Source organism: Micromonospora yongxingensis, from assembly GCF_052601155.1.
In genome coordinates, this window is sequence record NZ_JBQXEO010000016.1 from 149,173 (window position 1) to 160,517 (window position 11,345).

At 73.5% G+C, this 11,345-nt stretch carries 8 protein-coding genes; all 8 read right to left on the minus strand.

Annotated elements, in window-relative coordinates:
* Positions 1-220 precede the first annotated feature (220 nt).
* Entirely contained in the window at positions 221-1,039 is an 819-nt protein-coding gene (locus tag ACTWLT_RS20290; RefSeq protein WP_445319740.1) for a cell division protein FtsQ/DivIB, read from the minus strand.
* Entirely contained in the window at positions 1,036-2,601 is a 1,566-nt protein-coding gene (gene murC / locus ACTWLT_RS20295) for a UDP-N-acetylmuramate--L-alanine ligase (RefSeq protein ID WP_445319741.1), read from the minus strand. The genes ACTWLT_RS20290 and murC overlap by 4 nt, the downstream gene beginning before the upstream one ends.
* Positions 2,598-3,704 carry an undecaprenyldiphospho-muramoylpentapeptide beta-N-acetylglucosaminyltransferase gene (gene murG, locus ACTWLT_RS20300; protein ID WP_445319742.1) on the minus strand — a complete coding sequence of 369 codons (1,107 nt, stop codon included), beginning with the start codon at positions 3,702-3,704 and terminating at the stop codon, positions 2,598-2,600. Before murG ends, murC begins: the two co-directional genes overlap by 4 nt.
* Positions 3,704-5,146 (minus strand): FtsW/RodA/SpoVE family cell cycle protein, encoded by a 1,443-nt coding sequence (locus ACTWLT_RS20305; protein WP_445319748.1) that lies wholly within the window; start codon positions 5,144-5,146, stop codon positions 3,704-3,706. The genes murG and ACTWLT_RS20305 overlap by 1 nt, the downstream gene beginning before the upstream one ends.
* Positions 5,147-5,469: 323 nt before the next feature.
* A complete protein-coding gene (gene mraY / locus ACTWLT_RS20310) occupies positions 5,470-6,594 on the minus strand; it encodes a phospho-N-acetylmuramoyl-pentapeptide-transferase (protein WP_252418465.1) in 1,125 nt (374 codons plus the stop codon).
* Positions 6,591-7,994: a UDP-N-acetylmuramoyl-tripeptide--D-alanyl-D-alanine ligase gene (locus tag ACTWLT_RS20315; RefSeq protein ID WP_252418466.1), complete on the minus strand. Its 1,404-nt coding sequence runs from the start codon at positions 7,992-7,994 to the stop codon at positions 6,591-6,593. The genes mraY and ACTWLT_RS20315 overlap by 4 nt, the downstream gene beginning before the upstream one ends.
* Positions 7,991-9,553, minus strand: a complete 1,563-nt coding sequence (locus ACTWLT_RS20320; RefSeq protein WP_252418467.1) for a UDP-N-acetylmuramoyl-L-alanyl-D-glutamate--2,6-diaminopimelate ligase — start codon at positions 9,551-9,553, stop codon at positions 7,991-7,993. The genes ACTWLT_RS20315 and ACTWLT_RS20320 overlap by 4 nt, the downstream gene beginning before the upstream one ends.
* A 52-nt stretch (positions 9,554-9,605) precedes the next feature.
* Positions 9,606-11,345, minus strand: a 1,740-nt coding sequence (locus ACTWLT_RS20325) for a peptidoglycan D,D-transpeptidase FtsI family protein (protein WP_445319743.1), incomplete at its 5' end; no start/stop codon positions are given.

The window sequence follows — 11,345 nt, forward strand, 5'->3', positions numbered from 1 at the left end:
CCGGGTACGGCGTGGCCTGCCCAGCGGCCGACGACAGCTGCAACCATGAGGATCAGAGCTGAACCCTCACCCTCTACTAGAGGCTTACAGTTATGTCAACCACTGATCCTCTTCGGGGCAACGTAAGCGCCGCCGCCCGATGAGCCAAGGACCCGACCGGCGTGTCGCCCGCCGGAGCGCGATGAGTCACGTCCCCGCACCTCGCGGGCCGCCCCCCCGGTCAGCGGAAGGTCACCACGTCCGGCGCGCTCACGTCGATCCGGTCGGTGTCCTCACCGAGCAGTGCCGTGGCCACCCGCGCCTTGTCCGTACCCCGGGTCGCGTCACCCCAGACGACCGTCCGGTCCCCGCGCAGGCGCAGGCTGATCCGCGCCAGTCCCTCCACACTCACCTCCACCAGCTCGGAGCGCAGCTGCGGGGTCAGCGCGACGAGCACCTCCAGCGCGGCGCGGGTGCCCGGGTCGTCGACGGCCGGCCGGGCCACCCGCACGAGCGGCAGCTCGGCGGGGCGCCGGGGCACCGTCCGGAACGCCACCCCGGTCCGGTCGACCAGGGCGAACGCCTCCCCCTGCGGCACCGCCGCGACCGGGGTCCGCTCGGTCACCCGGACCACGAGCCCGCCCGGCCAGTCCCGGGACACCGTGGCCCGCTCCACCGGCGCCAGCGTGCCGACCCGGCGGGCCGCGGCGGCCAGGTCCACCCGGGCCAGCGGCACCCCGTCGGCCACCCCGACCGCGTCGCGCACCTGCACGGGGCTGACCAGGACGGCACCCTCCACTTTCACCTCGCGAACCCCGAACAGCCCGGTGCCGAGCACCGTCCAGGCGACCAGACCGACCAGGGCCAGCACGCCGGCGGCCACCGCCCACGGCAGTGCCGCACGCATCCGACGCTGCCGGGCGCGGGCCATGAACCGCCGGGTCGACGGCGGCACCGCGTCGCTGCCCGCCCGGACCAGCTGCCAACGCCGGACCGGACCGCGTCGCGGAGCGCCGCCGTCGGCGGCGCTCGTCCGCCCTCGGGCCGGGCCGGGACTCATCCGGCCGTGGGCGCCGCGCCGTCCGGTGCGGCGGTGCCACCGAGGGCCGCTCCGTCGCCACCGGCGGTGGAACCGCCGGCCACCGCGCCACCGACCACCCCGGTGGAGGCCACCGGGTCGACGGTCGCGGTCGGCGCGGAGCCGGCGGTACGCGCGAGCAGGGCGGCCAGCAGCTCGTCACCCATCAGCGAGATCGGCGGGGCGCCCATGGTCACCACCACGTCCCCGGGGCGGGCCCGGCGGACCACCTCGACCGGCGCCGCCTCCCACGAGTCGACGAAGACCTTCCGCTCCGCGGGCAGCGCCACCGCCTCGATCAGCGCCGCCGAGCCCTCACCGGGCTGGCGCAGCTCACCCGGCCCGAAGACCTCCAGCAGCACCACCTCGTCGGCGATCGCCAGCGCCTCGGCGATCTCCGCCTGCGAGTCGCGGGTGCGGTACAGCCGGTACGGCTGGAAGACGACGATCAGCCGCCCGTCCCCGGCCACCTCGCGCAGCGTCTGCATCGCCAGCGTCATCGAGGTCGGGTGGTAGGCGTACTCGTCGTAGACCAGCACGCCGTCCGCGACGCCCTTGCGCTCGAAGCGCCGCCGCACGCCCGGGAAGACCGCCAGCGCGGCCTCCGCCGCCTGCAACGGCAGGTCCAGCAGGTACGCGGCCAGCACCGCGGAGGCACTGTTGAGGCCCATGTGCCGCCCCGGCACCGGCAACCGGAACTCGCCCAGCGACCGGCCGTCGATCGCGGCCAGGTACCGCACCCCGCGCGCCGACGAGACGATGTCGCTCAGTCGCAGGTCCGCGTCGGCCGCCTCGCCGTACGTGTACACCCGCCGCCCCTCGGCGCGCAGCGTCTCGGCCAGCCGCCGCCCGCCCGGGTCGTCGGCGCAGGTGATGATGAACCCGTCCGGGTCGGTGAGCCGGGCGAACTCGACGAACGCCGCCTCCAGCGTCGCGTAGTCGCCGTAGGTGTTGAGGTGGTCCGCCTCGACGTTGGTGATGATCGAGACGTACGGGCGGTAGATGAGGAACGAGCGGTCGCTCTCGTCCGCCTCGACCACGAAGTGCTCGCCGGTGCCGTGGTGGGCGCCCGAGCCGACCTCGGAGATCTCCCCGCCGATCACGAAGGACGGGTCCACCCCGGCCTGCTGGAGCACCATGGTCACCATCGAGGTGGTGGTGGTCTTGCCGTGGGTGCCGGCGACCGCCACCGCGCGGCGGCCGGTCATCGCCGCGGCGAGCGCCTCCGAGCGGTGCAGCACCCGCAGGCCACGCCGGCGCGCCTCGACCATCTCCAGGTGGTCCTGCGGGATGGCCGAGGAGTAGACGACGGTGTCCACGCCGTCGAGATTGGTCGCCTCGTGGCTCATGTGGATCGTCCCGCCCAGCGCGCGCAGGCCGGCCAGCGACGGCCACTCGCGCAGCTCACTGCCGGAGACCGGGATGCCCCGGGTGAGGAAGAGCCGGGCGAGCCCGCTCATGCCGACCCCGCCCACCCCGATGAGGTGGATGGTGCCCAGGTCCTCGGCCGTGAGCGTGCCGGCGGGGGTGAACTGCGCGGTCATCGGGCCACCGCCTCGATGACGAACGCCCGCAGCGCCTCGTCACCGTCGCGCCGTCCGTACGCCGCCGCCGCCGCGCCCATGCCGTACAGCCGCTGCGGGTCGCGGATCAGCGGAATGACGGTGCGCTCCAGCCAGTCCGGGGTCAGCTCCGCGTCGTCGACGAGCAGGCCACCACCGCTCTCCACCACGGGCAGCGCGTTGCGCTTCTGCTCCTGGTTGCTGTGCGGGTACGGCACGTAGATCGTGGGCAGCCCGATCGCGGCCACCTCGGCGACGGTCATCGCCCCACCCCGGGCCAGCATCAGGTCGGCGGCGGCGTAGCCCAGCTCCATCTCCGACAGGTAGGGCAGCGTCACGTACGGCACCGGCAGGTCGGTGGGGATCGGCACCGGCTCGTTGCGGGCGCCCATCACGTGCAGCACCTGCACGCCGTTGCGGGCCAGCTCCTTGGCAGCCCCGGAGACCGCCAGGTTGATCGAGCGGGCGCCCGACGAGCCGCCGGCGACGAAGAGCACCGGCAGGTCGGGGCGGAGCCCGAAGTGGGCGCGTGCGGCGTTGCGCAGCGCGTACCGGTCCAGCCCGGCGATGGCGCGGCGCAGCGGCACCCCGACCACGCGGGCGTCGCGCAACGACTCGGCCTGGCTGGGCTGGTGCGGGAAGCCGACCGCGATGTTCTTGGTGAACTTCATGCCCAGGCGGTTGGCCACGCCCGGCGGCACGTTCACCTCGTGGATCACCATGGGCAGCTCCCGGCGCCAGGCGGCCAGGTAGGCCGGCACCGAGACGTACCCGCCGAAGCCGACCACCGCGTCGGCCTGGACCTCGTCGATCACCTTGCCCGCGGCGCGGGCCGCGGTCCACATCCGGCCCGGGGTACGGACCAGGTTCATGTTCACCGACCGGGGCAGCTGGTACGCCGGGATCTGGCGCAGGTCGTAGCCGTGCGGCGGGATGAGCTCGTTCTCCATGCCCTTGGGTGTGCCGAGGCAGGTGATCCGGACGCCCGGGTCGTGTCGGCGCAGGCAGTCGGCGAAGGCCAGCAACGGGTAGATGTGACCCCCGGTGCCACCTCCCGCGAGCACTACCGAACGCAGCGGACCCATCAGCGTCTCCTCTCGTTCGCCGAACCCGCGCGACTCCGGCCCTGCCGGACGCCGCGCGGTGCGGCCTGGTCGTCCTGTCGCCGCTCGCGGGACCGGGGCACGGACCCTCGGCCAGCCGGCGGCGTCGCCGGCCGGCGACGCCGGCCGGGAAGCGGCGGCAACGGGGCCCAGAGTAGTCGGACCCACCGGGCCGGCGGACGGGCATGCAGTGCTCTGGCCGCATCGGGTTCGGCGCGCGCGAACGACGCCAGCATCCCGATCGCGGCCAGCGTCACGACCAGGGCACTTCCGCCGTCGGAGATGAACGGCAGCGGCAGGCCGGTGATCGGCAGCAGCCCGACCACCCCACCGATGTTGATCACGGCCTGGCTGACCAGCCAGGTGGTCACCGCGGCGGCGGCGAGCCGGCGGAACGGATCGTCGACTCGCCGGGCGATCCGCAGCCCGGTGTACGCGAGCACCGCGAAGAGGGCGAGCACCACGCCGCAGCCGATCACGCCCAGCTCCTCGGCGATGATCGCGAAGATGAAGTCGTTGTGCGCCGCGGGCAGCCAGTCCCACTTGAGGCTGCTCTTGCCCAGGCCGACGCCGAACCAGCCGCCGTGCTCGATCGCCAGCCGGCCCTGGTAGATCTGGTAGCAGGGGTCACCGCACTCCTGCGGCGGCGGCGGGTTGAGAAAGTAGGTGAGCCGGGCGAAGCGGTAGTTCTCCTTGCCCTGCTCGCCGGAACCGGCGCCCAGCGAGGCCACCGCGATGAGCAGGCCGATCCCGGCCAGGCCGGCCACCGAGAGCGCGCCGAAGACCCGCATCCGCACCCCGGCGGCCCAGAGCAGGCCGACCACCAGGGCCAGCAGGCACAGCATGGTGCCGACGTCGTTGTAGCCGACCAGGACGAAGAGCAGGCCGATCACCGGGAAGAGCGGGGTGGCCAACTCCCGCCACCAGCCCAGCGCCGCACCCTTGCGGACGATCACGTGCGCGCCCCACAGCACCAGCGCGAACTTGGCCAACTCGGAGGGCTGGAGCTGGATCCCGCCGACGAACAGCCAGAGCAGTTCGGCGCGCAACGGGCCGAGCTGGGCCGAGTCCTGCCCGGTCAGCCGGGCGTAGGCGAGCAGCAGGTTGAGCACCAGCAGCAGTCCCACCGAGGTGAACAGCAGCGGGCGGCCCAGCGCCCGGTACGTGCTGGCGGGGAGCCGCTGGCAGGCCCAGAAGGCGCCGATGCCGATCACCGCGAAGATCGCCTGCTTGGCCGCCGAGGCGGTCGCGTTGCCGTCCTCGGCGAAGTCCCGCACGCTGGTCGCCGAGAAGACCATGGTCAGCCCGATCAGCAGCAGCAGACCGGCGCTGGACAGCAGCAGGTAGTAGGAGGCCAGCGGCCGGTCCAGCAGGCCGCGCAGCGCGGCCAGCCCGCCCGCGGCGTCCAGCCCGCGCAGCGGCACGGCAGCGGCCGGTTCGGGCTCACGCCCCGCGGCGCCCGGTGCCGGTCCGCGCCTGTCGTCCGGGCCACGCGGGTCGTCCGGCCCGCGCCTGCCGTCCGGTCCGCGCGGCGACGCGGTACGCGACGCGCCCGGTGCCCGTCGCGGCCGGCCGCCTGTCCTGTCCTCGGTGCCTGGTTCCTCCCCCACCCGGACATCATCACCGCTGTGCGCGCCGGGCACGCCCACAACGGCGCCTCCGGCGTGTCGGGCGGACACGCCACGGCCCCCGGTGGTCCGCCGCGGGCGGGACCGGGGGCCGAGGTGTGCTGGCCGGCGTGCGCCGGTCAGGTCATGTTGGCGAGGAACTCGCTGTAGAACAGGCCCAACGCGATGGCCACGCCGATGCCGGCGATGATCCAGAACCGGACCACGATGTTGACCTCGCTCCAGCCGGCCAACTCGAAGTGGTGCTGCAGTGGCGACATCCGGAAGACGCGCTTGCCGGTGGTCCGGAAGGAGATGATCTGGATCACCACGGACATCGTGATGATCACGAAGAGCCCGCCGATGATCGGCAGCAGCAGGATGGTCCGGGTGGACATCGCCATGCCGGCGATCAGGCCGCCCAGCCCCAGCGCGCCGGTGTCACCCATGAAGATCCGCGCCGGGGACGTGTTCCACCACAGGAAGCCGACACAGGCTCCCGCGGCCGCCCCGGCTATCAGGGCGATCTCCAAGGGGTCACGCACCGAGTAGCAGTACGGCTGGGTGTAGTTCGGGTCGGCGCACCAGTGCCGGTACTGCCAGAACGCGATCAACGCGTACGCGGCGAGCACCATCACCGAGGCGCCGGTGGCCAGACCGTCCAGGCCGTCGGTGAGGTTCACACCGTTCGTCGCGCCCATCACCACGAAGATGAAGATGATGACGGCGCCGATCTTGCTGACCTCCAGGGCGTCGATGTCCCGGATGAAGCTCAGCGTGGTGCTGCCCACCGTCTCGGTGTTGGTCACCGCGCCCGACGCGTCGGTCATCGTGCTCGGGAAGTAGAGCGCGACCACGCCGAAGACCGCGCCGACCAGGATCTGGCCGAGGAGCTTGCCGCGCTTGTTCAGCCCCGCGCTGTTGCGCTTGCGCACCTTGAGGAAGTCGTCGAGGAAGCCGACCGCACCGGAGAAGACCATCAGCCCCAGCAGCACCAGTGCGGTGATGGTGGGCTCCACCTGGGCGATCTGCGCGTCCGGCAGGGTCGTGAGAGCCAGGTGCCCGGCCACGTACGCGATCACCGTGGCCAGGATGAAGACCACGCCGCCCATCGTGGGCGTGCCCTTCTTGGTCTGGTGCATGGCCGGGCCCTCGGCCCGGATCGGCTGGCCGGCCTTGAGCCGGGTGAACACCTTGATCGCGATCGGGGTGCAGAAGAGCGACACGAGGAACGCCACCCCGACGGCGACGATGACCGCCCTCACGCGGCAGCTCCGTTCCCGGAGGCGGCGTCGGCGCGCAGGGCGTCGGCCACCTCCCACGTCCGGTACCGGGAGCCCTTGACCAGGACGACATCGCCCGGCCGTAGCTCGCCCCGCAGCACCTCGACGGCCGCCGCCTGATCGGTGAGCAGCACCGACTCTCCTCCCCAGTTCCCTACCGCTGTCGCGCCCTCATGGATCGGCGCTGCCGGCTCGCCCACCACGAGCAGCCGGTCGACACCCAGCTCGGCCGCGAGTTGGCCGACCTCAGCGTGGCCGTCCCGCTCGAACGGGCCCAGCTCGGCCATGTAACCGAGCACCGCGACGGTACGCCGACCCCGGCCGAGCGTGGCGAGCGCCTTCAGCGCCGCCGACATCGACGCCGGATTGGCGTTGTACGAGTCGTCGATGACGGTCACCCCGTCGGGGCGGTCGAAGACGTCCATCCGCCGGGTCGAGACCAGCCCCAGCTCGCCGAGCGCCGTGGCCAGGTCGGCCAGCGGCATGCCCAGCTCCCGGGCGACCGCCGCCGCGGCGAGGGTGTTCGAGACCTGGTGGCGGCCGGTCAGCCCGAGCCGCACCGGCGCACTGCCCTCAGGGGTGACCAGGGTGTACGACGCGCGCCCCCGGTCGTCGAGCGTGACGTCCTCGGCCCGCACGTCGGCGTCCGGTGCCTCGCCGTAGCGGACCACCCGGGCCCGGGTGCGGCTCGCCATCGCGTCCACCCGCGGGTCGTCGGCGTTCAGGACGGCCAGGCCGTCGGACGGCAGCGCCTCGACCAGCTCCCCCTTGGCCAGGGCGATGGTCTCCTGCGAGCCGAACTCCCCGATGTGCGACGTCCCGACGTTGAGCACCACGGAGATCCTCGGGGGCACCACCTCGCACAGGTAGCGCACGTGCCCCACCCCGCGGGAGCCCTTCTCCAGCACCAGGTAGCGGGTGTCCGGCCCGGCCTGCAACGCGGTGTACGGGTGCCCCAGCTCGTTGTTGAACGAGCCGGGCGGCGCCACCGTGGCCCCGAGCCGGGCGGTGAGCTGGCCGATCAGATCCTTGGTGGTGGTCTTGCCGGACGAGCCGGTCAGCCCGACCACGGTCAGCCCGGGCAGCCGGTCCACCACCGCGCGGGCCAGCCGGCCCATCGCGGTCAGCGCGTCGGCGACCAGCACCATCGGCACCCCGGGGACCTCGCGGGTGCCGAGCACCGCCACCGCACCGGAGGCCACCGCCGCCGCCGCGTAGTCGTGCCCGTCGACCTTCTCCCCCGGGAAGGCCACGAAGAGCGAGCCGGGGGCCACCTTGCGCGAGTCGAACTCGACCGGGCCGGTGACGGTGGCGGCCGGGTCGGCGGCCACCAGCCGGCCGTCGACCGCCGCGGCCACCTCGGCCAGGCTCAGCGCGATCACCGCTGACCCGCCAGGTCACCGAAGCGGGCCCGCAGCGCGTCGGCCAGCTCGCTTCTGTCGTCGAACGGGAGCACCTCGCCGTCCACCTCCTGGCCACGCTCGTGGCCCTTGCCGAGCAGGGCGATCACGTCGCCCGGGTCACTCAGCCGGACCGCCTCGTCGATCGCGGCCCGCCGGCCGGCCACCTCGATGATCCGGGCGGCGGTGCCGGCCCGGTACGCCCCGGCGAGCACCTCGGCGCGGATCTCCGCCGGGTCCTCGGTGCGCGGGTTGTCGTCGGTCACCAGCACCACATCGGCTCCCTCCGCCGCGGCGGCGCCCATCACCGGCCGCTTGCCCCGGTCCCGGTCCCCGCCGGCCCCGATCACGCAGATCAGCCGGCCGGCGCTCAGCTCCCGCAGCGCGGCCAGCGCGGCGACGATCGCGTCGGACTTGTGCGCGTAGTCGACCACCCCGCGCACCGGCCCGACGACGTCGACCAGCTCCAGCCTGCCGGGCACGCCCCCGCAGGCTGCCACGCCAGCCGCCGCCGTCGCCGGGTCGACCCCGGCGCCGACCAGCGCGGCGATCGCCAGCAGGGCGTTGGCCACGTTGTGCCGCCCCGGCAGCGCCACGGCGGCGGGCAGGACCAGCCCGTCCGGGCCGTGCACGGTGAACCGCTGGGCGTAGCCCTCGCCGTTCACGCCGTCGGCCCACCACGTCGCCTCCGGGTCGCCGGCCGCCGAGTAGGTGACCGTCGCCGGCTTGTACAGCGGCTTCAGCGCGGGATCGTCGTGGTTGAGCACCTCGACCGCGCACCGGCCGTCGAAGAGCTGCGCCTTCGCGGCGAAGTAGTCGGCGCTGTCGGCGTGGAAGTCCAGATGGTCGGAACCGAAGTTGGTGTAGCCGCCGACGGCGAACCGGACACCGCCCACCCGGCCCATGGCCAGAGCGTGGCTGGAGACCTCCATGACCACCGCGGTGACCCCACGCTCGCGGGCCGTGGCCAGCATGGCGTGCAGGTCGGTCGCCTCCGGGGTGGTGCGCACGCTGTCGATCACCAGGTCACCGAGCCGGGTCTCCACCGTGCCGATCAACCCGGTGGTGTGCCCGGCGGCGCGCAGCCCCGACTCGATCAGGTACGCGGTGGAGGTCTTGCCGGCGGTGCCGGTCACGCCGATCACGGTGAGCCCGGCGGTCGGGTCGCCGTAGACGGCCGAGGCCACCTCGCCGAGCGCCGCGCGCGGGTCGGGAACCACCAGGACGGGCAGGCCCGTCCCCGCCACCAGCTCCGCGCCGGCCGGGTCGGTCAGCACCGCCACCGCGCCCGCCTCGGCGGCGCCGGCCGCGAACTCCGCGCCGTGCCGGCGAGCGCCGGGCAGGGCCGCGTACAGGTCGCCGGGCCGGACCTCCTGGCTGGCGTGGGTGGCCCCTGCGACGACCACACCGGCGGCGTCCGCCGGAAGGTCGACGGCGAGCCGGACGGCGAGATCGCCGAGCCGGACTCCGGTCACGGTACGTGGACGTGGATTGCCGGGCACGGCGTCAGACCCTACCCGGTCGTCCGGTTCCGGCCGCACAGCCGCCCCGGTGGTTCGTCGGCACTCACCGATGATGTCCCGCCGTCGCTGCTCAGCGCGGATAGACCACGAACTTGGGCGCCGAGCCGCCGGTGGACGGGGGTACACGGTAGTGACGCAGCGTGAACTGCATCATGTCGCGGAACGCCGGCTGAGCGGCGGCGGCACCCCCACCGCCGGGCGCGTACACGAAGACCGCGATCACGTACCGGGGCTTCTCCGCGGGCGCCATCCCGATGAAGGAGGACACCTCGCCGGGCTGCTTCTTGCCGTCCACCAACCGCCAGCCGGTGCCGGTCTTGCCGGCGACCCGGTAGCCGGGGACGGCGGCGGTCACGCCGGTGGCGTCCTCGACCGTGGTGACCGCCTCCAGCATGTGGCGCAGCGCCGCCGCGTTCTGCGGGCTGAGCACCGAGCGGGTCACCGGGGCCGGCGCGGGAGTGACCTTGCCGTCCGGGTCGATCGCCTCCTTCAGCAGGTGCGGCTGGACGTAGGTGCCGTCGTTGGCGATCGCCGCGTAGGCGGCCGCCATCTGCAGCGGGGTCGCGTCGACGCTGTGCCCGATCGGCACCGACCCTTCCGAGGACTCGCTCCACTCCTCGGCCGGCAACAGCCGTCCGCTGGCCTCGCCGGGCATCCCCTCGCCGGTGGGCTGGCCGAGCCCGAACCGCTTCTGGTAGTCGATCAACCGGTCCCGGCCGAGCCGGTCGGCGATCGTGATCGTGCCGACGTTCGACGAGTAGGCGAGCATCCCGGGCACGCTCATCCGCCGGCCGTTGGCCTGGTGGGTGTCGGAGAACCAGGTGTCGCCCTTCTTGATGCTGTTCGCGATGGGCAGCGTGGTGTCCGGGGTGATCACCCCCTCCTGGAGCGCCGCGCCGAAGGTGATGGCCTTGTGCACCGACCCGGGGTCGACCACGAAGCTGGTCGCCGCGTCCTCCCGGGCGACCGGGTCGCTGGGGATCGGCTTCGCCGCGTCGTAGGTGGGATGGCTGGCCTGGGCCAGCACGTCACCGGTGGGCACGTCGATGATCACCGCCGCCGCGGTGCTGCCCGGGTGCGTGGCCAACGCCGCCTTCATGATCTGCTGGGTGCGGAACTGCAGGTCACGGTCGATGGTGAGCTTCATCGAGCTGCCCGGCTTGGCCGGCGTGGTCTTGCTGTAGCCGCCCGGGATCGGCGCCGCGAGGTCACCGAGGCCGGCCTCGTACACCCGCCTGCCGTCCTGCCCGGCGAGCAACTCGTCGTAGCGGGCCTCCAGCCCCTCCAGCCCGTCCATGTCCTGGCTGGTGAAGCCGATCAGGTTGGCCGCGAGGTCACCGCCGGGCACCTCCCGGCGCTCGTCGCGGTGCACCCCGATGCCGGGCAGCTCCAGCGCCATCACCTGCTTGGCCGTCTGGATCTCCACCCCCCGGGCCAGGTACTCGAACCGGGACGGGACGCCGTTCTCCAGCTTGCGGGGCTTCATCAGCTCGGTCAGCTTCGACACCGGGATGCCGAGCAGCGGGGAGAGCGCCTTCGCGGTGGCGACCCCGTCCTTGATCTCGGTCGGGTCGACGAACACGTACCGCGCCTCGACGCTGTGCGCCAGCGGTTCGCCCTTGAAGTCGTAGATCGCGCCGCGCGGCGCGGGCAGTTCGACCGTGCGGGTCCGGTCGGCGACGCCGCCGCCGGCGTACGCCGGGGTGTCCACCGCCTGGAGGAAGATCAGCCGGATACCGATGGCGGCGAACAGCGCCAGGGTGAGGGCGGTGCCCAGTCGCAGCCGCAGCCGCGGGTCGGCCAGCTTCGG